Raw genomic sequence first — 24,511 nt, 5'->3', positions numbered from 1 at the left:
AATGCTCCAGATCACCGACCTGACCTTCAACGCCTGGGGCCGCAAGTTTCTCGTGGACGCCTCCGTCAGCCTGCCGCCCGGCTCCAAGGTCGGGCTTGTGGGCCGCAACGGCATCGGCAAGTCCACGCTGTTCAAGCTGATCCTGGGCGAGCTTCACGCCGCCGGCGACGAGATCAGCCTGCCCAAGACCGCCCGTATCGGCTCGGTCGATCAAGAGCATCCGGCGACCCCCGTCAGCGTCATCGACACCATTCTTGAGGCCGACGTCGAACGTCACACCCTGCTGGGCCGGCTTGAGACCGCAGAACCGGAAGAGATGGGCGAGATCTGGTCGCGCCTGATCGAGATCGACGCCGACGCCGCGCCCGCGCGCGCCGCAGAAATCCTGGTCGGCCTGGGCTTCGATCAGGAGAACCAGGCCCGGCCGATGTCGGAGTTCTCGGGCGGCTGGCGGATGCGCGTCGCCCTGGCCGCCGCCCTGTTCGCCGAACCGGACATGCTGCTGCTGGACGAACCGACCAACTACCTCGACCTGGAAGGCGCCCTGTGGCTGGAGGCGCGGCTGAAGAAATACCCGCACACCGCCCTGATCATTTCCCACGACCGCGAGATGCTGAACGAGGTCTGCACCCATATCCTGCACCTCGCGAACCACACCCTGACCCTCTACACCGGCAACTACGACGCCTTCGAAAAGGCCCGGGCCGAAAAGGCCCGGCTGCAGCTATCGGCCAAGGCCAAGCAGGACGCCGAGCGCGCCCACCTTCAGGCCTTCGTCGATCGCTTCAAGGCCAAGGCCTCCAAGGCCGCCCAGGCTCAGTCGCGCATGAAACGGTTGGAGAAGATGCAGCCCGTTGCCACCACGATCGAGGAGCGTGTCGCCCCCTTCACCCTGCCCTCGCCGCCGCGCCCGTTGGCGCCGCCGTTGATCCGGCTGGAGCGGGCCAATGTCGGCTATGAGCCGGGCAAGCCGATCCTGCGCAATCTGAACCTGCGCATGGACCTGGACGACCGCATCGGCCTGCTGGGCGTCAACGGCGCGGGCAAGTCGACCTTCGCCAAGATGATCGCCGGCGCCCTGGACGTGTCCGAGGGCGAGCTTCACCGCGACAGGAAGATGCGCGTGGGCTGGTTCCACCAGCATCAGATCGAGGCCATGGACCCGACCGACACGCCGCTGGAGATCATCCGCCGCGCCATGCCGGACGCGCCCGAAAGCGCCCGCCGCTCCAAACTGGCCCAGTTCGGCCTGGGCTATGAGAAGCAGGAGACCACCGTCGACAGCCTGTCGGGCGGCGAGCGCGCGCGCCTGCTGCTGAACATGGTGGCCATGGACGCGCCCCACGTCCTGATCCTCGACGAACCGACCAACCACTTGGACATCGACAGCCGCCGCGCCCTGCTGGACGCGCTGAACGACTATAGCGGCGCCGTCATCCTGATCACCCACGACCGCTCGCTGATGGAGATGGTGGCGGATCGCCTGTGGCTGGCCGCCGACGGCACGGTCAAGCCGTTCGACGGCGACATGGACGACTACGCCAAATTCGTCCTCGACCGCGCCAAACAGGCCATCGCCAAGCCCAGCCAGATCAAGAAGGAAGAGGCCAAAGCGGACTCGGGCGCCCCAGCCCAGAACAACAAAAATCGGAAAAACGACAAGAAATCTGGCCCTTCGCCCTCGACCCTGCGTCACGCGGTCAAGAAGGCGGAGGAGACCATGACCCGCCTGACGGCCGAGATCGCCCGCATCGACGACGACATGGCCACCGCCTCGTTCAGCAATCCCAAGGCCCTGGAAGGCCTGACCCGCGCCCGCGCCAAGACCGAGGCTGATCTCGCCGCCGCCGAAGCCGCCTGGGTGGCGGCGGAAGAAGCTCTCGCCGAAGTCGCATGAAGCCGATCGAATTCTCCAAGGAAGACCGCGCGGCGATCACCGCCAAACTGCGCGACTACTTCGCCCGCGAATTGGATCAGGAACTCGGCCAGCTTCCGGCCGAGATGCTGCTGGACTTCATCGGCAAGGACATCGGCGGCGCCTTCTACAATCGCGGCGTCCACGACGCCCAGCAACTGGTCCAGCAAAAGGCCGAGGACATCGTCGAGGCGCTGTATGGCCTCGAACGCGCGGCCCCCACGCGCTGACCGGCCCGTATCGCTGAACAGGTCGGCCCAAACGAAAACCGCCCGGCGCATTCACGCCGGGCGGTCGGATCGGTCGGCGTTTTAGGCCGGAAGATCTTCGGCCAGGATCGCCATTTCGAACATGAACGAACCTTCCTCGTCCTCGTCCTCGAAGACGATGCCGATGAACTCGTCGCCGACATAGACCTCGGCCGAGTCATTCTGTTTGGGGCGGGCCTTCACGATGATGCCGCCGGTGTTGAAGGTGCGCTTGAGGTGGGCCTCGATGCGCTTCAGGTCGGTGTCTTTCACGGGGGGCCTCATGGTCTGGACGTTGGCGGCGGACCCTAGAGACATCGGCGGTTCAGGGAAACCGGCCCCGCGCATTTTCCCGCCTCAGAGATACTTCATCCACCATTGCGAACTGCGCCGCTTGACCCCGCCAAACCATCGGCAGGCGAACCAGCAAGGCACGGCGAGGAGGGCCGCAAGCGCCCAGAGCCAAGCCACTTCCGGCACGGCGAACCCGTCACCCTGATTCGGACCGAACACGGCCAACGCCGCCAGGTTCAGCAGGTGCAGCGCATAGATATGCAGGATGTAGAAGAACAGAGGCGCCGCGCCGAACACGGCCAGCAAGCCGATCAACCGATCCGGCGCCTTCTCCAGCCCCGCCAGGATCAGCGCCCCGACCCCCAGCGTCAGCAGCAGGAAGTCGGCGGACGGCGGATATTTGGTCAGGTTCAGCACGCTCATCACCGTCTTGATCGGCGTGGCCTGCACGCTCCAGGGCGTCGGATCACCGTACAGATTCGTCGCCCTCAGCACGACGAACAGGGCTAAAGCGCCCACGCCTGTCAGCACCAGTCGCCGCAACCGCGTCCTCTGCTCGCCCATGAACCACGGCCCGATGGCGTATCCCAGCGCCGCCACCCCGATCCAGGGCAGCAGCGGATAGGAGGTCCGCACCTGACCACCCCAAGGCAGGTCGAGCATGCTGCGATCATGCATCACAGCCCAGAACACATGACCGGGCTGACCGGCTGCGATGGTGATCGGGTCCAGCACGTTGTGCCCCAGGACGATGATCAATCCGACGGCGATCAGGGCGGGACGCGGCAGATGCACCAGCGCCGCAAGCGCGATCATCGACAGGCCGATGGCCCAGATGACCTGCAGATAGATGATCTGCGGCGTGAATGAGAAGCTCCAGCCGAAACCGACGACCGTCAATTCCAGAACGACGAGAAACAAGCCGCGCTTCCACAGGAAGTCAGCCGCCGACCGGGCGCCTTGCGCGCCCTGGCGCTGCTTGTTGCCGTAAAGCCAGGCCCCCACCCCCGTCAGCGCCAGGAAGATGGGCGCACACAGATGCGCCGACAGCCGCGTGAAGAACAGGGCTGGCTCAGTCGTCTCCAGGTTCATCGGGTCCGAGACCTGGGCGTGGATGAAGAAGGACTCGCGCGCGTGATCGACCAGCATCAGCAGGATGACCAGCCCGCGCAGGGCGTCGATGGATCGAATCCGACCGACCGCTCGGACCGCGGCGGATATCGGAGTGGCGAAGGCGGGGACAGGCGTTGCAGCGGTTGACATCGTCATACCGGACCGGATAGCCGATATATTATAACGTTTCAAACGGAGTCTGTTTTGTCTCTTCTTCTGAGCTGCGCCGGCGCATGCCTGCTGGTCGCCGCCAACAGCCCCATCGTCACCCCCGTCCCATTGCCCGTTGGGATGGCCGAACCCGCGACAGTCGGGGAGATCGTCGTTCTGGGTCGCCGCTCGGCGCTGCGTGACCTGACCCTGGGTGCAGGAGCGATCACCGAGGCCATGTCTCCGTCCAGCCGCTCCATCGAGAACGATCTGATCAAGGCCGTGGGCGCGACGCGCCTGGCCGATGCGCTGGAACTGGTCAGCGGCGTCAGCCAGCAGAACAATCGCGGCGGCGTCATGGACAACTTCGCCATTCGCGGCTTCCTGGGCACGCCCGACGGCGGCGCGGAATATTATGTCGACGGCTTCCTGGCCAATCGCGGCATGGCCCCGCCCCGCGACCCGGCGACTTCCGAACGGATCGAGGTGCTGAAGGGGCCGTCCGGCGCGCTGTTCGGCGACATCGATCCCGCCGGACGCATCAATATCGTCTCCAAGACCCCGCGCTTTGCGCCCGCCGCCTTTACCGCGACGGTAGGATCATTCGGCCTGCGCCGCGGCGAGCTGGACCTGACCGGCCCGATCAACGACACCCTGGCCGGACGGCTTGTGGTGGCGGGCGAGACCTCGAACGGTTGGCGCGACTATGTCGGCCTGAACCGCACCGTGGTGGCGCCGTCCCTGACCTGGCGTCCCACCGACGATCTGCGCCTGACCTATGTGGGCGAGTTCACAACCTTCACGACCCTGTTCGACCGGGGAATGCCGGCGATCAACGGCGACGCCCTGTTCCTGCCGCCCTCGAACTATTACGGCGAGCCCGGCGACGGCGTGACCCGCTTCCGCAACGAACGGCACCAGATCACCGGCGAATACCGGATCAGTGACGACTGGAGCCTGAACGGCGGCGTCGCCTGGCGCGCCGGCTCGCTGAAGGGCCTGTCCAGCGATCAGTCGCGGCTGGTCGGCGACCAGCTGTGGCGTCAGCGTCGCGGACGCGACTTCTCGGTCGAGGACCTGTCGGCGCGGCTGGAGCTGAACGGCGTGGTCGAGACGGGGCTGGGCGTTCAAAACCTCGGTTTCGGGGTGAAGGCCTATCAGCTGACCTATGGCGAGAAGTGGCTGCGCATCAATCCGACTGCCGCCAATCCCTATCCGATCAATGCCCTCAATCCCGTCTATGGCGCGGTCACGCCGCCGACGCCCCTGCCCTTCACCGACAATCTGGAAACGCGCGACGTCGTCACCTTGTACGCCCAGGATTTGTGGGAGGTGAACGACCGCCTCAGCCTGCTGGCCGGGCTGCGGTTCGACGACTACGACCAGACCATCCGCAACAATCGCACCGGCGCCGTCGGCGAGGCCAGCGACACGCCCCTGAAATACCGCTTCGCCGCACGCTATCGCCTGACCGACAACCTGACCGCCCACGCCAGCTATGGTCAGTCGTTCGTGCTGAACTCCGGCACGGGTCGCGACGGCTCCGGCTTCGCGCCCGAGGATGGCAAGGGCTATGAGATCGGCCTGGCCGGCGCCTGGGACGGAATGAATCTCGCCGCCACCGTCTTCGACATCGAGAAGTCGAACATTCTGACGACCGATCCCGTCGATCCCAACTTCCTGGCCCCGGTGGGCAAGCTGACGACGCGCGGGATCGAGCTGGACGGCGCCCTGAAGATCGACGACGCCTGGCAGGTGGTGGCCAACTACGGCTGGACCGACGCCAAGGCCGACGACCGTGCGTTCGCCACCGACGCCGTGCTGAACGTGCCCGAACATTCCGGCTCGCTGTTCGTGATCGGTCGCTTCCCCACCATCCACGGCACGACGTGGTCGTTCATGACCGGCGCGGCCTACGTCGGCGACCGGGCCGGCGGCCTGGCGCTGGGCGCGCCCGAACTGCCTGCCTACTGGAAGGCCAAGGCGGCGCTGGACTACGGACTGACGCCCCAGGTTACGGCCCGCGTCGAGGTCGACAACCTGTTTGACGAGCGTTACGCCGCAAGCTCCTACAGCGCCCTGTGGATCTACCCCGGCGCCCCGCGCAGCGTCCGCGCTTCGCTCAGGATCGCCCTGTGAAGCGTCCGCTCAGATGACGAAGTCGTACACCACATCGGCCAGGGTGTGATCCATGGTGCGGGCCGGTTCGGCGTTGGTCGGGCAGTTGACCAGCCGGGCCGGCACCCCCGCCACGGTGCAGCCGGACGGCACGGCCTTCAGCACCACCGAGCCGGACGCCACCTTGGCGTAGTCGCCGACGTGGATATTGCCCAGCACCTTGGCCCCGGCGCCCAGCAGAACGCCCTTGCCGATCTTGGGGTGGCGGTCGCCGCGCTCGGCGCCCGTCCCGCCCAAGGTCACGCCATGCAGCATCGACACGTCGTCGCCGACCACCGCCGTCTCGCCGATCACGATGCCCGTGCCGTGATCCAGAAACAGCCCTTTGCCCATCTGCGCGGCCGGATGGATGTCCAGCTGGAACAGTTCGGAAATCCGGCTCTGGAAGTGGAAGGCCAGCGTCTCGCGCCCCTGTCCCCACAGCCAGTGCGCCACGCGCCAGCCCTGTAGGGCCTGGAAGCCTTTGAAATACAGGAAGGGCTGCAACAGGTTGCGGATCGCCGGGTCGCGTTCGGCCACAGCCTGCAGATCGGCCTCCGCCGCCTCGACCATCGACGGATCGGCCTTGAACGCCGACAGACAGACCTCGCGCACCGACATGGCGCTCATTTCCCCGTCCGCCAGCTTGCGCGCGATCTGAAAGCTCAGCGCGCCCGCCAGGTCGTCGTGCGACAGGATCACCGCATTCATCTGCGAGCCCAGCTGCGGCTCCTCGCGTGACGCCGCCTCGGCCGAGGCGCGCAGCTGACGCCACACGCTGTCGATTTCGGTTTCCGCAACGACTTCCAGCTTGGCCATGACCGGCTCCTTCGGCGACATCATACGCGCCCCAGCAAGGCGCGCGCCAGCGCCTCGGGCAGTTCGCCGTTCATGGCCATATGATAGGCCTTGTAGGCCGTCGCCACCGTCAGGCTGTCGCGCACCGTTCCTCGCCCGATCTCGTCCAGCAGATCCAGGAACGGCACGCGCACCACGGCGATGATCTCGGTGGGATCGGGATCGGTCGGCGCGGGCGACAGGCCCCAGGCGATCCAGGTCATGCCGATCTCGTCGGTGATGGAGTTCGACATCTCGACCTTCAGCGCCGGCAGCCAGTGTTCAGCCTGCAATCCCGCCTCTTCGGCCAGTTCGCGCCGGATGCCGTCGAACGGGTCCTCGTCCAGCGGCGCGCCGCCTTCGGGCATTTCCCAGCTGTAGTTGGCGTGGGCGAACCGCTGCTGGCCCACCAAAGTCACCGTCCCGTCCTCGTGCACGGGCAGGACGCCGGTCCCGACGTTCTTGAACCGCACGACGGCATAGTCGGCCTTCATCCCCGTCGGCGCCGTCGCCGGATGCCGGGTCAGCGCCATCCATGGGCTGTCGAACACGGTCTCGGTTCCGTCGCTGCGCCAGGCCGGCGGTTTGGCCAGCCCCTCGGCCCATTTCGGTTCGTCGGATTTGCGCATGGTCCACCTATGGCGAAGACGCGGATGAAAGCCTAGCTAGACGGCATGGTCGCGCTCAACGAACCCCTGCCCCCGCCCGTTCCCTCGAAAGATTTTCGCGACCGCCTGGCCCAGCGGCGCTCCGCCCCGGCCCAGGCCCTGGTCGCGCCCGGCCCGTCCGAGTCGGAACTGGACGAGATCCTGACCCTGGGCGCCCGAACGCCCGATCACGGCAAGCTGTTTCCCTGGCGCTTCGTGGTCCTCGGCCCCCAAACGCGGGCCGACATCGCCGCGCGTCTGGCCGGATTGGTTGAGCAGAGACAGGGCCCGGCCAAGGATCAGGCTGTGCTGGCGAAGCTGACCGCCGCGCCCGTCACCATCCTGGTCGTCTCGACGCCGGTCGAAGGGTCCAAGCCGATCTGGGAGCAACAGCTGTCGGCGGGCGCCGTCTGCATGAACCTGGAACACGCCGCCTCCGGCTTCGGCTATTCGTCCAGCTGGATCACCGACTGGTACAGCTACGACCCGCAAGGCGTCGCCCTGTTCGGCCTGACCGAGGGCGAGAGCGTCGCCGGCTTCATCCACATCGGCACGCTGAAGGAACCCGCGCTGGAACGCCCGCGTCCCGACCTGGCCGCCAAGGTCACACGCCTGCCGTAAGCGGGTGACATAAGGTCGCCCCAAGTCAGTTTGACCTCGACCGACCCCGCCTTCCTCCCCCAAGGCCTTCGTATGGATTCCCTGTTGCAAGCCGTGGGCGATTTCGTCGCCCGCAACCATATGTGGGCCGGCGTCATGCTGGGTCTGGTCGTGTTCGTAGAATCGCTGGCCGTCGTCGGCGCCTTCGTGCCCGCCACCGGCCTGCTGGTCGCGGCGGGCGGCCTGATCGCGGCCGGCGTGCTGGACCCCGTCAATGTCTTCGTCGGTTGCGTCATCGGCGCGGTGATCGGCGACGCCATCTCCTATTGGGCCGGACGTCGGCTGGGCGTGCGCTTCCTCCAGCGCCCGATGTTCAAGGCGCACCGTCGCCGCATCGCCTGGACGCGTCTGTACTGCCGTCGCTACGGCGTCATGTCGATCTTCGTCGGCCGCTTCTTCGGCCCCTTGCGCGCCTTCGTGCCGCTGACCCTGGGTATGCTCCGGATGCGTCAGCGGGCCTTCCAGTTCGGCAATGTCACATCCGGCATCGTCTGGGTGCTGGCCATGCTGGCGCCGGGCTATCTCGCCGCCCAAGGCCTGGCGAAGATGGAAGTCCTCAGCGAGGCCCACGGCCCTACCCTGCTGATCGGCGGCCTCGCCGTCACCATCCTGGTCGTCGCCGTCGTCTATCGCCTGGTGAAGGCCCGCATGAGCCGCAAGTCCGCCATCATGCGCGGGGCGCTGCAAGGCCGCTAGGTTCCTCTTCCGGTCGGTGTACCAACGAGACCAGCACCACCGAGATGATCATCAGCAGGAACCAGCTGCCCAGCTTGGCCAGGGACACCATCTCCCACCCGTCGGCTTGCCCCGGATAGACCCAGGCCCGCCCCAGCGTGCCCAGGTTCTCGGCGAACCAGATGAACAGGGCCACCAGGAAATAACCAAGCAGCAGCGGCATCGACCGCCGCTTCCGGTCCGCCGTGAAATAGAACCATCCCCGCCCGAACAACACGGCGGTTGCGATGAACAGCGCGATGCGCACGTCCGGAAGCCAGTGATGGGCGAAGAAGTTGACGTAGATCGCCGCCGCCAGCACCCAGGTCGTCCACAGCGGCGGATACCTCCGCACCCGTATATGGAAGATGCGCTGCACCCGCGCGATATAGCTGCCGACCGCCGCATACATGAAGCCCGAGAACAGCGGCACCGCCCCGATCCGCAGCAGACTGTCCTCGGGATAGATCCACGACCCGTGCGCGGTCTTGAACAGCTCCATGATCGTCCCCGCCACATGGAACAGGAAGATCACCCGCGCCTCTTCCCAGCTCTCCAGCCGGAAGGTCAGCATCGCCGCCTGGATCACCACCGCCCCGACGGCCAGGAAATCGTAACGGGACACCGGCGCCCCCTCCGGCCAAAGCAGAAACGTCCCCAGGATCAGGGCCAGCATCACCCCCCCGAACAGACATGCCCACCCCTGCTTCAGTCCGAACCACAGGAACTCATAGGCGTATCGACGCGGTCTGGTCCCATCCGCCCACGCCTCCGCCCGCGTCATCAGACGGCGCCCCCAGGCTTCGAGCGGAAGTGCGTGGTTCATCGCACTACCCGTGACGGCCCAGCGCGAAACTTCAAGAGCGGACGGCTCCCACGCCGCGGCGTCTTAACCGCACGAAAGGAACCCGAGAACGAATTTCCTTTTCGACATCAGTCTTTAACGCCTGCCGCCTTAGACTTGCCGGCCAGTAGGAGAAGCTTATGTCTTGCGCAGGTTGTAAGGATGGGGCGGGGTTTGACCTGCCGATCACCATGGCGTTCCAGCCGATCGTCGATGTGACGACCCAGACGGTCTTCGCCTACGAGGCCCTGGTGCGGGGCAAGGACGGCCGGGGCGCGGGCCAGGTTCTGTCGCATATCTCCCACGACAACCGTTATGCCTTCGATCAGCTGTGCCGCACGACCGCCATCGATCTCGCGGCCGGTCTGGATATGACGGCGGACGGCGCCAGCCTGTCGATCAACTTCCTGCCCAACGCGGTCTACGAGCCGCGCGCCTGTATTCGCGCCACCCTGGCGGCGGCGATGCGCACCAACTTCCCGGTGGATCGGATCATCTTCGAGTTCACCGAGAGCGAGGTGATGGACACCGACCACATCCTGAACATCCTACGATCCTATCGCGCCATGGGCTTCAAGACCGCCATCGACGACTTTGGCGCCGGCTATGCGGGTCTGGGCCTCCTCAGCCTGTTCCAGCCCGACATCGTCAAACTGGACATGGCCCTGGTTCGCGACATCGACACCAACACGGTCAAGCGCACCATCGTGCGCCACACGCTGAACATGCTGCGGGACCTGGGCATCCAGCCGGTCTGCGAAGGCATCGAAACCCTGGCCGAACACGATGTCCTGCGCGACCTCGGCGTCGATCTGATGCAGGGCTATCTGTTGGCGAAACCGGCCCTGGAAGCCCTCTCGCCTGTCGCCTGGCCTGATCAGGTCGCGCCTGCGGCCCTGAGCGCCTGATCGCCACGCGCGCGCCACGAACGACCGACGCGCGACCTCTAACTATCCCCGCCCGCGATAGGTCGGCACGCCCTGGTCCGGCAGCCACAGCCCCTCGGGCGGCGCGCCGGTCTGCCAGAAGACGTCGATCGGGATGCCGCCGCGCGGATACCAGTATCCCCCGATCCTCAGCCATTTGGGCTCAAGCAGGTCGGCCAGCTTGCGGCCGATGGCGACGGTGCAGTCCTCGTGGAAGGCGCCGTGATTGCGGAAACTGGTCAGATACAGCTTCAGGCTCTTGGACTCGACCAGCCAGTCGCCCGGCGCATAGTCGATGACGATGTGGGCGAAGTCCGGCTGGCCCGTCACCGGGCAAAGGCTGGTGAACTCCGGCGCCGTGAACCGGGCCAGATACAGCGTATCCGCATGCGGGTTCGGCACCCGCTCCAGCACCGCCGTCTCGGGACTGGTCGGAGCGGCGGTCTGGGCGCCGAGCTGGCTGAGGTTGTCGGTATAGTGGGTCATGCCGGGCATTTAGGCGCTTGCGACGCGTATGAAAATCCTCCCCCGCTCCACTTCCCTCTCCCATTGGGAGAGGGCTTGAGCTCACGGCGGCGTCAGCCGGCGTCATTGCGCGAAAGGGTGAGGGTCGGATGGCGCGATCTGGCCAACCGACCGACCCTCATCCGGCCCTCCGGGCCACCTTCTCCCAACAGGAGAAGGGAGACGACCAGCCAGCCATCGTAATCCCGGACGGCTTCCCCCAACCTTTCAACGCCTTCGCGCCGAGCAGCGTCAATCGACTGATCCTCTGTCCGGACCGTCGTATGATGGCCGGTTTTCACCCGCCGTCGCCGCCTGCCCGCTTTCACCCCGCCCCCGACCCGAGATTAGACGAATTAGACTCATTTTTTCGCGCCACCGTCTGAAATCCCCCCGATTGCCTTCCCCGGCGACAGCCCGCTAAGCGTAGCGAAAGAAAACCAAAGGAGACGTCCGTGGCCATTCCCGCTTCGCTGCAAAAAGGTCTGATCCTGCCGATCATTTCGGCGCCTATGTTCCTGGTGTCCGGACCGGATCTGGTGGTCGAGGCCTGCAATGCGGGCGTGATCGGCACCTTCCCGTCGCTGAACCAGCGCACGACCGAGGGCTATCGCGACTGGATTCATGAAATCAAAGGCCGGCTGAAGCCCGAGGCCGCGGCTTTCGGCGTCAATCACATCGTTCATCCGACCAACCCCCGGCTGATGGCCGACATGATGGTGTCGGTCGAGGAGAAGGTGCCGCTGATCATCACCTCCCTGGGCGCCGTGCGCGATGTGGTCGACGCGGTCCATGGCTACGGCGGTCAGGTCTTCCATGACATCGCCAACATTCGCCATGCGCGAAAGGCGGCCGAGGCGGGCGTCGATGGTCTGATCCTGGTCGCCAACGGCGCGGGCGGCCATGCGGGCATCATCAACCCCTTCGCCCTGGTCAATGAGGTTCGCAGCTTCTTCAAGGGGACCATCATCCTGTCGGGCGCGCTTTCGACGGGTCAGGACGTGGCGGCCGCCCTGATGCTGGGCGCGGACTTCGCCTATATGGGCACGCGCTTCATCAACACGACCGAGGCCATGGCCGCCGACGCCTACAAGCAGATGGTCATCGACAGCGGCGCGACCGACATCGTCCACACGCCCGCCGTGTCCGGCATCCCCGCCAACTTCATGAGCAAGTCGCTGATCGAAAACGGCATCGATCCGAAGACCTTGCCAGAGCACAAGCTGGACATGGGCGACGAGGCCAAGGCCTGGAAGACCGTCTGGTCCGCCGGCCAGGGCGCGGGCGCCATCCACGACGTCCTGCCGACCGCCGAACTGGTCGCGCGCCTGCGACAAGAGTTCGCTCAGGCCACGGAGGAATTCGCCATCAAGGCCGGAGCACGCTAAAGGCGGCGCAAATCCGCTTCTCTCGCGCTGGAGCCCCCATGATCCGCACGACCATCCTCGCCGCCCTCTCCGTCTCCGCGCTCGCCGTTGCGCTGCCGGCCGCCGCTCAGTCTGCGCCTGGATCCGCCCCGACGTCCGCGCGCGACGCCTGGTCCTTCGAACTGGGCGCGGGCACGGACAACCGCTCCAAGGATGCGTCCAAGTCCGGCAACGACGGCTACGCCTTCGGCTCGGCGACCTGGGAAAGCGCGGACGGCCTGTTCTACGTCGGCCCCGGCTTCCAGACGATCCAGGCCGGCGGCTCCAACGTCGAGGCCGAGTTCGTGGTCGGCTTTCAGCCCGAGGCCTTCGGCTATCGGTTCGACTTCAACGTCGCCTACAAGAACCGCCTCGAGGCCGAGCCCGGCTACGATCAGGACGCCTGGGAGATCACCGGCAACGTCAGCCGCGCAATCGGCCCCGCCAAGGCGCGGCTGCAGGTCCAGTATTCGCCCGACGCCGCCGGCTCCACCGACAGCTTCACCTGGGTCGAGGGCCGCCTGGGTTGGGACTTCACGCCCCAACTCAACGGCACGGTCGCCGTCGGTCGTCGCGAACAGAACGGCGCGCCCGATTACACCGGCTGGAACGCCGGCGTGACCTACGCCCTCACCGACGCCCTGGACCTCGACCTGCGCTACTACGACACCGACGCCCACACCTTCGGCGAACAGTATGAGGACGCCCTGGTCGCCAAGGTCGCCTACGCCTTCTGATCGCTAGCCCCTTGCGTAACGGTTGTCGGGCGCCCATCTAGGTCTGGTCGATCTCTCTGCGTAACGCCGCTGCTCCCTTTGCATCACGCACCGAGGTCCAAAAGCCGATCCCATTCAGACCCGACAGGCCGACCAGGGATCCCTCCCTGCGGTCAACGCCAGACGGAGGTCTCCAAATGGCTACCGGCACTGTAAAATGGTACAACCCCACCAAAGGCTACGGCTTCATCGCGCCCGATGACGGCGGCAAGGACGTCTTCGTCCACGCCTCGGCCGTCGAAACCTCGAGCGTCGGCTCGCTGAACGAAGGCCAGAAGATTTCCTACGAAATCGAGCGCGATTCGCGCTCCGGCAAAGAGTCCGCCGGTCGCCTTACGGCGGCGGAGTAGGACACGCTCCACGCGTCCAACACGAACGAGCCGGCCCCAACCAGGGCAGGCGTGATCGCCTTCGACGGCGAGGTCATCAAACTGATGCCGCTCGGCGGCCGTCGCGTTCGCCTGGATAACGGCCACATGATCACGGTCCTGCCCTCGCTGGGCGCCCAGACGGGCGTCTCGTTGCTGGGCGACCCGGTGACGGTGGAAATCGCCTTCAATCAGCTGAAGGGCTGGCGCCTGTCGCGCCAGCCCTGAGGCTTCTGCATACGGATGCCGACATGACCCCGCTCGCCGACATGATCCCCGCGATGACCGACGCCGACCTGACGACGCTGCGCGCCAACGCCGCCCGCCTGGTCGAACACGGCGCCTCGACCCAGGTCATGGCCGCCAGCGACATCATCCCGGTCATCGACACCGAAATGGCTCGCCGCGCGGCCCTGCCCAAGCCCGCAAAGGCCCCGGTCAAGCGCGCCGCCCCCAAGAAGAAGCTGCCGCCGGTCACCGGCCACCAGACAGCCCTTCCCTCCAGCTGAGATCAGCCCAGGGCCTGATCCAGATCTGCGATCAGGTCCTCTACGTTCTCGACCCCGACCGACAGCCGGATCAGGTTGTCGGTCACGCCGCCCGCCTCGCGAACCTCTTTGGGCACGCTGGCGTGGGTCATGATGGCCGGGTGGTTTACCAGGCTTTCGACCCCGCCTAGCGATTCCGCCAGGGTGAAGACCTGAAACCGCTCCAGCACGCGCTTGGTGCGCTCCAGGTCGCCCTCCAGGATCACCGTCACCATCCCGCCGAACCCGCCGTGCATCTGGCGCGCGGCCAGCTCATGCTGAGGGTGAGCGATCAGGCCCGGATAGATCACCTTGGCGATCCCCGCGCGCGTCTCCAGCCAGCGTGCGATGGTCAGCGCGTTCTCGCAATGCGCCTTCATCCGCAGCGCCAGGGTCTTCAAGCCCCGGTTGGCCAGGAAGGCGTCGAACGGCCCCATGATCCCGCCGACCGAGTTCTGCAGGAACTTGATCCGCGTCGCCAACTCGGCGTCGGCCGTCACCAGCACCCCGCCGATAATGTCCGAATGGCCGTTCAGGTATTTGGTCGCCGAGTGCATCACCACGTCCGCCCCCAGGCTCAGCGGCTGCTGGCAGAACGGGGTGGCGAAGGTGTTGTCCACGACCAGCAGCAGCCCGTGCGCCTTGGCCACCTTCGACAGGGCGGCGATATCGGCCAGCTTCATCAGGGGATTGGTGGGCGTCTCGACCCACAGCATCTTGGTCTTGGGCGTGATCGCCGCCTCGACCGCCGCGATGTCGCTCAGGTCCACATAGGCGAAGTCCAGCCCCATGGTTCGCCTGCGCACCCGCTCGAACAGTCGCCATGAGCCGCCGTACAAGTCGTCGCCGGTGACGATGTGATCGCCCGCATCCAGCAGCTCCAGCGCCGTCGAGGTCGCAGCCATTCCCGAGCCGAATCCGAACCCGTGAGTACCGCCCTCGAGGTCCGCGATACAGGCCTCGAACGCCTCGCGCGTCGGGTTCTTGCCCCGCGCATACTCATAACCCTTGTTCACGCCCGGGCTTTCCTGGGCGTAGGTCGAGGTGGCATAGATCGGCGTCATCACCGCGCCCGTCGTGGGGTCGGGATGCTGTCCGGCATGGATGGCACGGGTCGAGAAACCCTGGCTGTTCTTCTTGTCGAAATTCATGCGTCTTCCTCTTCGGGTGGCATCGCCTCGACGATCCATCCTCCCTCCGAAAGTTGAGCCAAATGGCCGGGGTCTATAGTGGGTAAGCCGAGCGCCTCAAGCACGGGCATTAAATGGTGCAAATGCACGACCAGAGCATCTTGCGCCCCATGATCGAACCGGGCGCAGAGCACCTGCACCACCCGGTCAAGGTCATGAGCCACTTCAACCACCGGCTGACCATCGGTCACATGCGTGCAAACGATGGCCGCCTGATCGTCCGCGAACTCATGGCCCATCAGGTTCAGCATCAGCGGTTCAGGCTGAGGTGGTTGATCAGGTCGGTGCGGGTGATCAGGCCGACGAACTTCTCGCCGTCCAGCACGATGGCCACGCGGTCGCGGTCGAAGACGGGGATCAGGGCGTCCAGCGGCTCCTTGACCTGAAGCGTGTCCAGATCGCGGGTCATGGCCGAGGCCACCGGCTTGGCGAACCGCTCCTTCCGCGTGATCTCGTCGGTGTTCATGATGCGGATCAGGTCGCTCTCGTCCAGGATGCCGACCAGACGGCCGTCGTCGATGATCGGCAGTTGGGACACGTCGGCGCCCTTCATCCGCTTGAAGGCGGTGTCCAGGGTGTCGCCCGGCCCCGCGACGACCACGTCGCCCTTCTCGTATTTGCGGTTGATCAGGTCCGACAGGTCGCCATGCAGCTCGCGCTCGCCCAGACCTTGATCCGCCAGCCAGGCGTCGTTGTAGACCTTCGACAGATACTTGGCCCCGGTGTCGCAGACGAAGGTGACGCAGGTCTTGGCTTCCGTCTGCTCGCGGCACCAGCGCAGGGCCGAGGCGATCAGGGTGCCCGACGACGATCCGGCCAGTATGCCTTCCTTCAGCAGCAGTTCGCGCGCGGTGGCGATCGCCTCGGCGTCGGGGATCGAATAGGCCTTGTCGATCAAGCTCATGTCCGCCGTGTCGGGCACGAAGTTCTGACCGATTCCCTCGACGGTGTAGCTGCCTTCCGGCCCCGGCACGCCGTCGTTGACGATGCCGGCCAGGGTCGAGCCGACCGGATCGGCCAGGATGATCTGGGCCTTCGAGCCAACGCTCTTCAGAAACTGCGCCACGCCTGTGATGGTGCCGCCCGAGCCGATGCCGGCGACGAAGGCGTCGATATCGCCGCCCGTCTGCTCCCAGATTTCCGGACCCGTCGTCTTCACATGGGCCTCGGCGTTGGCGGCGTTGGCGAACTGATTGACGTAGAAGCCGCCGGGAATGCCCTGGGCCAGACGCTCGGCCATGTCTGTGTAATATTCCGGATGGCCATGCGGGACGTCCGAACGCGTCAGACGAACATCGGCGCCCATCGCCCTGAGATGCTGGATCTTTTCCTTGGACATCTTGTCCGGAATGACCAGAAGCACCTTATACCCCCGGGCCCGACCGACCAGCGTCAACGCCAGGCCGGTGTTGCCCGCCGTCGCCTCCACGATGGTGCCGCCTTCCTTCAGGAAGCCTTCGCGCTCGGCGGCGTCCAGCATGGAGATGGCGATCCGGTCCTTGATCGAACCGCCGGGGTTCTGGGACTCCAGCTTCAACAGCAGGCGGCACGGGCCGGTGTCGATCTTCGTCACCTCCACCATCGGCGTCTTGCCGATCAGATCCAGCGGCGACGAGACGGTCGCGCTCAGGGCGGGGGCGGTCAGGGACATCGAAAACTCCATTCGGGGCGGGCGGAAGCTGAAGCCCCGCCTTCACATGGTCAACTCACGCAAGATTTGACCCCTCAAGATTTACTCAAGGGCGCGGTTCCGCGCTACGAAAGACATAATGACCAAATCATCCAAGAGGCCGCCCGCCGGTCTCCCCGACAAAGACACCCTCGTCGCCTTCCTGCGCGAGGCCGGATCGGCCGAGAAGACCGACATCGCGCGCCATTTCGGGCTGAAAGGCGGTGACCGCAGGGCCTTGCGCGAAATGATCCGCGAACTGGAAGCCGAAGGGCGACTGGGCAAACGCGGTCGCAAAGGCTTTTCCGAAGCCGGCGCCCTGCCCCCCGTCGGCGTCGCCGATGTGATCGAGCGCGACGGCGACGGCGAACTGTATGTTCGCCTGGTCGAGGCCACTCCCGACGCCCCGCGCGCCATTCTGATGCCCGACAAGTCCAAGGCCGCCCCTGGCCTGGGCGATCGCGTGCTGGTGAAGTTCCAGCGCGGCGCGGAGGGGTGGGAAGCCCGGCTGATCAAGAAGCTGGACGTGGGGACCAATCGCGTCCTGGGCGTGATCCGCAAGTCGGCGCGCGAAACCCGCGTCGAGCCGGTCGATCGCCGCTCCAAGGACGTACTGCTGGTGCCCCAGGCCCAGTCCGGCGACCTGCGTGACGGCGACCTGGTTCTGGCCGCGATTGAGAAAGGCGACCAGCGCTATGGTCCCAAGCGCGGCAAGATCCTGGAGCACATCGGCAAGGAGGATGATCCCCGCGCCGCCTCCCTGATCGCTATCCATGCCCACGGCGTCCCGACCGGCTTCTCCGAAGCGGTCGAACGCGAGGCCGAGGATCAGGCCCTGCCGACTCTGCAGGGGCGCGAGGACCTGCGCGAGGTCCCCTTCATCACCATCGACCCCGCCGATGCGCGCGACCACGACGACGCCGTCTATGCGGCGCGCGACGAGGATCCGAAGAATGAGGGCGGCTGGATCGTCTGGGTCGCCATCGCCGATGTCGCCGCCTACGTCCGCCCCGGCAGCCAGCTGGACCGCGAGGCGCGCGACAAGGGCAACTCGACCTATTTCCCCGATCGCGTCGAGCCGATGCTGCCGGAAGTGCTGTCGAACGGTCTGTGCAGCCTGAAGGAGGGCGAGAACCGCGCCTGTCTCGCCGTGCGGATGGTCTTCGACAAGGACGGACGAAAGACCGGCCACCGGTTCGTGCGCGGCCTGATGCGGTCGCACGCCAAGCTCAGCTACGAGCAGGCGCAGGCCGCCATTGATGGGCAAACTGACGACACGACCGGCCCGATCATGGAGGCGATCCTCTATCCGCTGTGGAACGCCTATCACGCCATGCTGAAGGGCCGGCTGAAGCGCAGTCCGCTGCAGATCGAATCGGCCGAACGCCGCATCCGCATGGCCCCGGATGGCGGTATCGCCTCCATCGAAAAGCGCGCCTCGCTGGAGGCGCACCGGCTGATCGAAGAGATGATGATCCAGGCCAACGTCTGCGCCGCCGAAACGCTGGAGCAGAAGAAGACGCCGCTGATCTACCGCGTCCACGATACGCCCAGTCAGGAGAAGATCTTCAACTTGGCCGACTTCCTGTCGACCATCGGCAAGCCTTGGAACAAGGGCGAGCCCGGCACGACCAAGCGGTTCAACAAACTGCTGGACGAGACCCGCGACACCGAACACGCCGATGTCGTCAACGAGGTGGTCCTGCGCAGCCAGATGCAGGCGATCTACTCCCCCGAGAACATCGGCCACTTCGGCCTGAACCTGGATCGCTACGCCCACTTCACCTCGCCGATCCGGCGTTACTCCGACCTGATCGTCCACCGCGGCCTGATCCGGGCGCTGAACCTGGGAAAGGACGGACTGACCGACCGCGAGATCGCCGAACTGCCGGCCATCGCCGAGGGCGTGACCATGACCGAGCGCCGGTCGATGGCCGCCGAGCGCGATGCCATGGACCGCTATATCGCCGCCTATCTGGAAGACCACGTCGGCGCGACCTTCGCCGGGCGGATCACCGGCGTGACGCGGTTCGGCCTGTTCATTCGTCTGGAGGACACGGGCGCGGACGGCCTGGTGCCCGTCTCCACGCTCGGCAGCGAATACTTCACCCACGACGACCGCGCCCATGCCCTGGTCGGCGAACGCACCGGCAAACGCTTCACCCTGGGCCGGATGGTCGAGGTCAAGCTGCGCGAGGCGACCCCCGTCACGGGTGGCTTGGTGTTCGAAATGCTCAGCGAGCCCGAACCCCGCGATCCCAACGCCCCCGCGCCCCGGTATGGCATTCGCGGACGCGGCGGCGACGGCCCGCCGATGCGCGGCAAGAACCGCCCCGGCGGCCCCAAGCCCCGCAACGGCTCCAAACCCTCCGGCGGCCTGAAGGGTGTGAGGAAGGGCAAGCGCAAGTGACCCCCTTCGACGCCGCTCAGGATCTGGCCGACGCGCCGCGTGTCGGCGGGGCTCAGCGACCGAAGGATGCGGCGACGCTGATCCTGACGCGCGGCGGCGATCGGCCCGAGGTGCTGATGGGGCGTCGCGCGCCGGGACATGTCTTCATGGCGTCGAAATGGGTGTTTCCGGGCGGGCGGATCGACCGCAGCGACTTCACCGCCGCCGCGACGGGTGAGTTGTCCGGCGAGGTTGCGCGGCGATTGGAAGGCGAACTGCCCGCTCGCCGTGCGCGCGCCCTGGCCCTGACGGCGGTGCGCGAGACGTTCGAGGAGACAGGGCTGATTCTGGGGCGGCCGGCGCCCCGCGCCTCCGTCGCCGGACCTTGGCGCGAGTATCGCCAGGCCGGCGCCCTGCCCGATCTGTCGGTCCTGTCCTATATCGCGCGCGCCATTACGCCTCCCGGCCGGACCCGCCGGTTCGACGCCCGGTTCTTCATGGCCCCGGCTGAGGCCCTGCTGAGCCCGGAGCCGACCGCAGGGTCGGGTGAACTGGACGAGATCGCCTGGCTGCCGTTGGACGAGGCGCGCGCACTGGATCTGCCGGCCATCACCCGTTTCGTGCTGGGGGAGTTGGCCGAGCGGCTGAAACACCCGAACCGCCCCCTGCCCTTCGTTCGGATGGTGCGGGGTCGGCACACGGTCGAGCACAGGGACTGACGTGGCTGGAACGACGATCACCCTGCGCCTGACGATCGCCGATCCGGTCGCGGGCGTCGCCTACAGCCTGCAGGACAAGGCGAACATGCCGGTCGAGCCGCGCATCGCCGCAGACGGCCCGATCAGCTTCGACGCGCCCGTCACTTTGTCCGAGGATGGCCGCCTGACCGGCCCCTTCGTGCGGCGCGAGGGCGCTACGCGGCGGTTCGTCTATGTCGCGATCGGCACGTCAGCAGGCCAGCACGCCAGCGAATGGAGCAGACGCGCCAAAATCGACGTCCACGACATTCCCGCCGATCTTCTGGCCCAGGCCCACCAAGGCGAGATGCTTGAAGTCGTCCTGCCTGGCCGCGCCAAGGACGGCGGTCCCGCCTGCGCCACCGTGCGGCCGATCCAGGCCTGGCGCGCAGTCTGACCCTAGTCGGCCATCGGCTTGGTCAGGTCGAACTCCACGCGGAAATGCCGGTTGGGACGTCGCAGTTCGTAGGCGAACATCCGGTCGGGGTGAACCTCCATCGCCCAGGTATTGGTGGTCGAGACCGCCGCGTCGTTTTCGTTGAACAGGGCGATCGATTCGGCGTCGACCGGGAATTCCTGACGCTCGGCCGTGCCGGCGTTAACCGTATCGCCGCCATACCAATGCAGCACGTCGGTCGTGCCGTCCGCATGTCGGTGATCGTGCTTCAGCCGAAGGCCCGTGTCGGTCTTGGTCACGACCCAGGTGCGCGAACGATCCGACCCCACGGCGAAGGGAATACGCACCTCGTCCGGCGAACAGTCGCGGACCTGCATGACCAGCCGCTCGCTGGCGAACCTGGCGTCGGCGGCGTCGGTGGTGACGACACGGCCTTCGAATCGTTGGCCACACAGGGCGTTCAAGCGCGCCAGGAAATCGTCCTGGGACTGAGCCGGATCGGCCGTTGCAACGCCGACGCATGACAAGGCCATCAGGGCCGCAGCGGCCAGCAGGGATGCGATTTTCATGCGGTCAGACTATATGTGCGGTCCGCCTCATCAACGTGGCATCGCGCCCGTTGACTTTGGGTCGATCCTGAGTATGTTCCGCGCCTCTTATTTTAAGCGGCTTTCGCCGTCGCAGAGGTAATTCCGATGGCCAAACCGGCTTCCATCAAGATCCGCCTGAACTCCACGGCCGACACCGGCTTCTTCTATGTCACCAAGAAGAACGCCCGCACCATGACCGAGAAAATGGTCGTCAAGAAGTACGACCCCGTCGTGCGCAAGCACGTCGAGTTCAAGGAAGGCAAGATCAAGTAAGTCCTTGATCCGCTGAGAATTGAAAACGCCCGGCTGGTCTCCAGCCGGGCGTTTTTCGTTGTCTGGACGCCCTCGTTACGCCGCCTTGGCGATGACCCGGTTGCGGCCGGCGGCCTTGGCCTCATAGACGCCTTCGTCGGCGCGTTTCAGCAAACCTTCGGGCGTGTCGCCGTCGCCGGTCGTGGCGGCCACGCCGATCGAGATGGTGATGGTGATCTGCTCCTTGCCGCCCATGACGCGGAACGGCGCGGAGGCGACGTCGCGGCGAATCCGTTCGGCGACGCGGCCGGCGTCTTCCAGACTGGCGCCCGGCATGACCACCACGAACTCCTCCCCGCCCATGCGGCATGGCAGGTCCACGGCCCGGACATTGGTGGCCAGGCGCACGGCGAACTCGACCAAAACTTCGTCCCCGGCGTCATGGCCGAAGCTGTCGTTGACCGACTTGAAGTGGTCGATGTCCAGAACCAGCACGGCCACCTGGGCCCCGCCTTGGGCGGCGCGACCCACGAGCGCCTGCAACTGGCCGGTCATGTAGCGCCGATTGTGCAGACCGGTCAGGGCGTCGGTGACGGCCATTTCCATACTGCTGTCCAGCTTCTGGCGCAGGAAGTCGGTGTAGCGTTTGCGTCGGATCTGGGTGCGAACCCGCGCCGACAGTTCTTCGGTATCGACAGGGCGCGGCAGGATGTCTGCGGCGCCCAGTTCCAGCGCCTTGATCATGCGCGGCCGTTCGGTCGGCTCCACGATGGCCAGAATCGGCGCGCGGCGCGCATCACCCGACTTGGCCTGGGCGACGATCCGCAGACCGTCGAAGCTGGCGGCGGCGACGTTGACGATGATCAGGTCCAGCGCGCCCTTGGCCGCAACCAGCGCCGCCTCGGGATCCGTTTCGATGGTGACGCGATGTTCGCCGCCCAGTTCCTGGGCGATCTTCTCGGCCTGACGCTGGTCGTCGTCGACGATCAGAACCCGCCCGCCCTCGCTGCGCAGCCGCGCGGCATTGTCCGAATCGACGCCCAGGCGACGGCCGCTTTCCTCGCGCTCGCGCAGTTCGTCCATGACATGCTTCAGCCGCGTCAGCGACTTGACGCGCGCGAACAGGATGACGTCGTCGATGGGCTTGGTCAGGAAGTCGTCGGCGCCGGCCTCAAGCCCCTTGATCCGATCCTCGCGCCCGTCCAGCGCCGTGACCAGCACGACGGGGATATGGCGCGTCTCGGCCTGGGCCTTCAGCCGTCGGCACGTCTCGAACCCGTCCATGCCGGGCATCATGACGTCGAGCAGGATCAGATCTGGCTGATGTTCGGCGGCGATGGCCAGGGCTGACAGGCCGTCGTTACAGGTCAGCACATCGTAATATTCGATGGTCAGCTTGGCTTCGAGCAGGCGGACGTTCACGTCCACATCGTCGACGACGAGGATACGGGCGCTCATCCGAGGTGCTGCCGGATGGTTTCGAGGAAATGCATGACCGAGATCGGCTTGGAGATATAGGCCTCGCAGCCGCCCTGACGGATCCGCTCCTCATCGCCCTTCATGGCGAAGGCGGTGACGGCGATGACGGGGATGTGGTTTAGCTCCTCGTCGTCCTTCAGCCATTTGGTGACTTCCAGGCCTGAGATTTCGGGCAACTGGATATCCATCAGGATCAGGTCGGGATGATGGGCGCGCGCCAGGGCGAGCGCCTGCAGGCCCTCGCGGGTCTGCAGGGTCTCATAGCCCTGGGAATCGAGCAGATCATGAAAAAGCTTCATGTTCAGCTCGTTATCCTCGACGATGAGGACTTTCTTGGACATCATCACCTGACCTGCGCGCCCCTCGAACGCGGGACGCCTCGTTGGTCGCATTCGTAGGCGCCCAGTCTTAAGTTGGGGTGAAGCCAACCTTACGGAGACCTTAAGCGTGGCCATCAAGGCCATCTGTCGCGACTGCCTGTGGACCGGCGAAGATCCCGCCGGGCCGCGCGAGAACCGCTGTCCGGCGTGCGGATCGCGGCGCGTGGTCTCAGACGCCGAACTGGACCAGTTGTCGATCGCCCACATGGACTGCGACGCCTTCTACGCCTCAGTGGAGAAGCGCGACCGGCCAGAGTTGCGTGACAAGCCGGTGATCGTCGGGGGCGGAAAGCGCGGCGTGGTCTCCACCGCCTGTTATGTCGCGCGTCAATATGGCGTCGGCTCAGCCATGCCGATGTTCAAGGCGTTGAAGGCCTGTCCTGAGGCCGTGGTGATCCGACCGGACTTCACCAAATACGTCTTCGAATCGCAGCGCATTCTGGGGGCGTTGGGACAGCTGACGCCCTTGATCCAGCCGTTGTCGCTGGATGAAGCCTGGGTCGATCTGTCGGGCACGGAACGGCTGAACGGCGGCCCGCCGGCGTTGCAGCTGATCCGCTTTCAGAAACAGATCGAGGACGAGACCGGCCTGACCGTTTCCATCGGCCTGGCGCCCAATCGCTTTCTGGCGAAGATGGCGTCGGAGATGGACAAGCCGCGCGGCTTCTCCGTGGTTGGGGCCGCCAATGCCCAGGCCCTGTTGGCGCCGCGCCCCGTCACCGCCCTGCCCGGCGTCGGGCCGGTGTTTGGCAAGGCGTTGCGCAGCGACGGCTATTCGACCATCGGCGATCTGGCGCGGGCGGACGTGCGCGACCTGGTCAAACGCTACGGCGAATCCGGTCTGCGGCTGCACGATCTGGCCCATGCCCGCGACGCCCGCGCCGTCAACCCCGAGCGAGATCGCAAGGGGATGAGCGCCGAAACGACCTTCAACGAAGATCTGATTTCTGCCGAGGCGCTGGAGGCCGAGCTATGGCCCCTGTGCGAGAAGCTGGCGTCCAAGGCTCGCCGCGACGGCGTCGCCAGCCGGGTGCTGGTGCTGAAGCTGCGGCGCACCGACTTCAAGATCGTGACCCGACGCATCACCCTGCCCGACCCGGTGCAAACGGCCCGCGCCTTGTTCGCCGCGGGGCGTGATCTGCTGAAACCCGAGCTGGGCCGCCCCTATCGCCTGATCGGCATCGGCATGGCGGATGTGCAGGACGCCGAGGACGCGCCCGCCGGCCTGTTCCAGACCCCTGAGACGCGCGCCTTGAAGACAGAGCGCGCCATTGATGTGCTGCGCGAGAAGTTCGGCAAGGATGCGGTGGTGGCGGGCCGCGCACTGAAGCCGTAGGACAGG

General features: G+C 66.1%; 28 protein-coding genes. 16 read left to right on the top strand and 12 right to left on the bottom strand.

Annotated features, from left to right (window positions below):
* The first annotated feature begins 1 nt into the window (after window position 1).
* Together DT343_RS03095 and DT343_RS03090 are read left to right on the top strand one after the other, a co-directional pair.
* The gene (locus DT343_RS03095; protein WP_112861704.1) at window positions 2–1,897 is read left to right on the top strand and encodes an ABC-F family ATP-binding cassette domain-containing protein; all 1,896 of its coding nucleotides are present in this window, start codon (window positions 2–4) and stop codon (window positions 1,895–1,897) included.
* Window positions 1,894–2,145, top strand: coding sequence for a DUF2164 domain-containing protein (locus DT343_RS03090; protein ID WP_112861703.1), 252 nt, complete (start codon window positions 1,894–1,896; stop codon window positions 2,143–2,145). The genes DT343_RS03095 and DT343_RS03090 overlap by 4 nt, the downstream gene beginning before the upstream one ends.
* Window positions 2,146–2,226: 81 nt before the next feature.
* Here the strand turns inward: DT343_RS03090 and DT343_RS03085 are convergent, their stop codons facing one another.
* Window positions 2,227–2,448, bottom strand: coding sequence for a DUF3126 family protein (locus tag DT343_RS03085; RefSeq protein ID WP_039243756.1), 222 nt, complete (start codon window positions 2,446–2,448; stop codon window positions 2,227–2,229).
* Between the two features lie 72 nt (window positions 2,449–2,520).
* Window positions 2,521–3,720: a DUF1624 domain-containing protein gene (locus tag DT343_RS03080; protein WP_220116442.1), complete on the bottom strand. Its 1,200-nt coding sequence runs from the start codon at window positions 3,718–3,720 to the stop codon at window positions 2,521–2,523.
* Between the two features lie 54 nt (window positions 3,721–3,774).
* Between DT343_RS03080 and DT343_RS03075 the strand changes: the two genes are divergently transcribed.
* Window positions 3,775–5,859 carry a TonB-dependent siderophore receptor gene (locus DT343_RS03075; RefSeq protein ID WP_112861701.1) on the top strand — a complete coding sequence of 695 codons (2,085 nt, stop codon included), beginning with the start codon at window positions 3,775–3,777 and terminating at the stop codon, window positions 5,857–5,859.
* Window positions 5,860–5,868: 9 nt separating this feature from the next.
* Here DT343_RS03075 and cysE read toward each other — a convergent pair whose 3' ends face one another.
* Both cysE and DT343_RS03065 read right to left on the bottom strand, forming a co-directional pair.
* The gene (cysE, locus tag DT343_RS03070; RefSeq protein ID WP_039243758.1) at window positions 5,869–6,696 is read right to left on the bottom strand and encodes a serine O-acetyltransferase; all 828 of its coding nucleotides are present in this window, start codon (window positions 6,694–6,696) and stop codon (window positions 5,869–5,871) included.
* Window positions 6,697–6,716: 20 nt separating this feature from the next.
* A complete protein-coding gene (locus DT343_RS03065; RefSeq protein WP_112861700.1) occupies window positions 6,717–7,343 on the bottom strand; it encodes an NUDIX domain-containing protein in 627 nt (208 codons plus the stop codon).
* Window positions 7,344–7,388: 45 nt separating this feature from the next.
* On the opposite strand from DT343_RS03065, the gene DT343_RS03060 reads away from it, so the two are divergent.
* Both DT343_RS03060 and DT343_RS03055 read left to right on the top strand, forming a co-directional pair.
* Window positions 7,389–7,982, top strand: a complete 594-nt coding sequence (locus DT343_RS03060) for a nitroreductase family protein (RefSeq protein ID WP_112861699.1) — start codon at window positions 7,389–7,391, stop codon at window positions 7,980–7,982.
* 72 nt (window positions 7,983–8,054) lie between these two features.
* The gene (locus tag DT343_RS03055; RefSeq protein WP_112861698.1) at window positions 8,055–8,717 is read left to right on the top strand and encodes a DedA family protein; all 663 of its coding nucleotides are present in this window, start codon (window positions 8,055–8,057) and stop codon (window positions 8,715–8,717) included.
* Here the strand turns inward: DT343_RS03055 and DT343_RS03050 are convergent.
* A complete protein-coding gene (locus DT343_RS03050; protein WP_439897216.1) occupies window positions 8,689–9,561 on the bottom strand; it encodes a DUF817 domain-containing protein in 873 nt (290 codons plus the stop codon). The two genes, DT343_RS03055 and DT343_RS03050, sit on opposite strands and share 29 nt — an antisense overlap.
* Before the next feature lie 158 nt (window positions 9,562–9,719).
* Between DT343_RS03050 and DT343_RS03045 the strand changes: the two genes are divergently transcribed.
* Window positions 9,720–10,487 (top strand): EAL domain-containing protein, encoded by a 768-nt coding sequence (locus DT343_RS03045; RefSeq protein ID WP_112861697.1) that lies wholly within the window; start codon window positions 9,720–9,722, stop codon window positions 10,485–10,487.
* Between the two features lie 42 nt (window positions 10,488–10,529).
* On the opposite strand, the gene queF is transcribed toward DT343_RS03045, so the two are convergent.
* Complete coding sequence (gene queF / locus DT343_RS03040; RefSeq protein ID WP_055805377.1) at window positions 10,530–10,991, bottom strand: preQ(1) synthase; 462 nt, start codon at window positions 10,989–10,991, stop codon at window positions 10,530–10,532.
* Window positions 10,992–11,464: 473 nt separating this feature from the next.
* Here queF and DT343_RS03035 point away from each other — a divergent pair, with 473 nt between their 5' ends.
* The 5 genes from DT343_RS03035 (at window position 11,465) to DT343_RS03015 (ending at window position 14,068) form a co-directional block, all read left to right on the top strand.
* Window positions 11,465–12,397 carry an NAD(P)H-dependent flavin oxidoreductase gene (locus DT343_RS03035; protein ID WP_112861696.1) on the top strand — a complete coding sequence of 311 codons (933 nt, stop codon included), beginning with the start codon at window positions 11,465–11,467 and terminating at the stop codon, window positions 12,395–12,397.
* Between the two features lie 38 nt (window positions 12,398–12,435).
* Window positions 12,436–13,152, top strand: a complete 717-nt coding sequence (locus DT343_RS03030; protein WP_112861695.1) for a TorF family putative porin — start codon at window positions 12,436–12,438, stop codon at window positions 13,150–13,152.
* A 176-nt stretch (window positions 13,153–13,328) separates the two neighbouring features.
* On the top strand, window positions 13,329–13,541 hold the full coding sequence (locus tag DT343_RS03025; protein ID WP_008260450.1) for a cold-shock protein: 213 nt from the start codon (window positions 13,329–13,331) through the stop codon (window positions 13,539–13,541).
* 51 nt (window positions 13,542–13,592) lie between these two features.
* Window positions 13,593–13,787, top strand: coding sequence for a hypothetical protein (locus DT343_RS03020; RefSeq protein WP_112861694.1), 195 nt, complete (start codon window positions 13,593–13,595; stop codon window positions 13,785–13,787).
* A gap of 23 nt (window positions 13,788–13,810) precedes the next feature.
* Window positions 13,811–14,068 carry a hypothetical protein gene (locus DT343_RS03015; RefSeq protein WP_055754797.1) on the top strand — a complete coding sequence of 86 codons (258 nt, stop codon included), beginning with the start codon at window positions 13,811–13,813 and terminating at the stop codon, window positions 14,066–14,068.
* Window positions 14,069–14,070: 2 nt separating this feature from the next.
* Here the strand turns inward: DT343_RS03015 and DT343_RS03010 are convergent, their stop codons facing one another.
* Genes DT343_RS03010 through DT343_RS03000 form a run of 3 tightly spaced genes read right to left on the bottom strand, consistent with a single transcriptional unit; the run spans window position 14,071 to window position 16,927 of the window.
* Entirely contained in the window at window positions 14,071–15,237 is a 1,167-nt protein-coding gene (locus DT343_RS03010; RefSeq protein WP_112861693.1) for a cystathionine gamma-synthase, read from the bottom strand.
* On the bottom strand, window positions 15,234–15,527 hold the full coding sequence (locus DT343_RS03005) for a hypothetical protein (RefSeq protein WP_112861692.1): 294 nt from the start codon (window positions 15,525–15,527) through the stop codon (window positions 15,234–15,236). The genes DT343_RS03010 and DT343_RS03005 overlap by 4 nt, the downstream gene beginning before the upstream one ends.
* Window positions 15,527–16,927: a pyridoxal-phosphate dependent enzyme gene (locus DT343_RS03000; protein WP_112862555.1), complete on the bottom strand. Its 1,401-nt coding sequence runs from the start codon at window positions 16,925–16,927 to the stop codon at window positions 15,527–15,529. Before DT343_RS03000 ends, DT343_RS03005 begins: the two co-directional genes overlap by 1 nt.
* Before the next feature lie 118 nt (window positions 16,928–17,045).
* Between DT343_RS03000 and rnr the strand changes: the two genes are divergently transcribed.
* The 3 genes from rnr to DT343_RS02985 are packed head-to-tail and all read left to right on the top strand — an operon-like array spanning window position 17,046 to window position 20,468.
* On the top strand, window positions 17,046–19,355 hold the full coding sequence (rnr, locus tag DT343_RS02995) for a ribonuclease R (protein WP_112861691.1): 2,310 nt from the start codon (window positions 17,046–17,048) through the stop codon (window positions 19,353–19,355).
* Window positions 19,352–20,053 carry an NUDIX hydrolase gene (locus DT343_RS02990; RefSeq protein ID WP_112861690.1) on the top strand — a complete coding sequence of 234 codons (702 nt, stop codon included), beginning with the start codon at window positions 19,352–19,354 and terminating at the stop codon, window positions 20,051–20,053. Before rnr ends, DT343_RS02990 begins: the two co-directional genes overlap by 4 nt.
* A 1-nt stretch (window position 20,054) precedes the next feature.
* Window positions 20,055–20,468, top strand: coding sequence for a DUF5990 family protein (locus DT343_RS02985; RefSeq protein ID WP_112861689.1), 414 nt, complete (start codon window positions 20,055–20,057; stop codon window positions 20,466–20,468).
* 2 nt (window positions 20,469–20,470) lie between these two features.
* Here the strand turns inward: DT343_RS02985 and DT343_RS02980 are convergent, their stop codons facing one another.
* A complete protein-coding gene (locus tag DT343_RS02980; RefSeq protein WP_055754792.1) occupies window positions 20,471–21,037 on the bottom strand; it encodes a hypothetical protein in 567 nt (188 codons plus the stop codon).
* 126 nt (window positions 21,038–21,163) lie between these two features.
* Between DT343_RS02980 and rpmG the strand changes: the two genes are divergently transcribed.
* Window positions 21,164–21,331, top strand: coding sequence for a 50S ribosomal protein L33 (rpmG, locus tag DT343_RS02975; protein ID WP_003164451.1), 168 nt, complete (start codon window positions 21,164–21,166; stop codon window positions 21,329–21,331).
* A gap of 75 nt (window positions 21,332–21,406) precedes the next feature.
* Here the strand turns inward: rpmG and DT343_RS02970 are convergent, their stop codons facing one another.
* A complete protein-coding gene (locus tag DT343_RS02970; protein ID WP_045810078.1) occupies window positions 21,407–22,768 on the bottom strand; it encodes a PleD family two-component system response regulator in 1,362 nt (453 codons plus the stop codon).
* The gene (locus DT343_RS02965) at window positions 22,765–23,130 is read right to left on the bottom strand and encodes a response regulator (RefSeq protein ID WP_164952723.1); all 366 of its coding nucleotides are present in this window, start codon (window positions 23,128–23,130) and stop codon (window positions 22,765–22,767) included. The genes DT343_RS02970 and DT343_RS02965 overlap by 4 nt, the downstream gene beginning before the upstream one ends.
* A gap of 106 nt (window positions 23,131–23,236) precedes the next feature.
* Here DT343_RS02965 and DT343_RS02960 point away from each other — a divergent pair, with 106 nt between their 5' ends.
* Window positions 23,237–24,505 carry a DNA polymerase IV gene (locus tag DT343_RS02960; RefSeq protein WP_112861688.1) on the top strand — a complete coding sequence of 423 codons (1,269 nt, stop codon included), beginning with the start codon at window positions 23,237–23,239 and terminating at the stop codon, window positions 24,503–24,505.
* Window positions 24,506–24,511 lie beyond the last annotated feature (6 nt).

Source organism: Brevundimonas vesicularis (assembly GCF_900445985.1).
GTDB lineage: Bacteria > Pseudomonadota > Alphaproteobacteria > Caulobacterales > Caulobacteraceae > Brevundimonas > Brevundimonas vesicularis_D.
The sequence above is the reverse complement of the archived record's forward strand: the minus strand, read 5'-3'. Positions and strand labels throughout refer to the sequence as shown.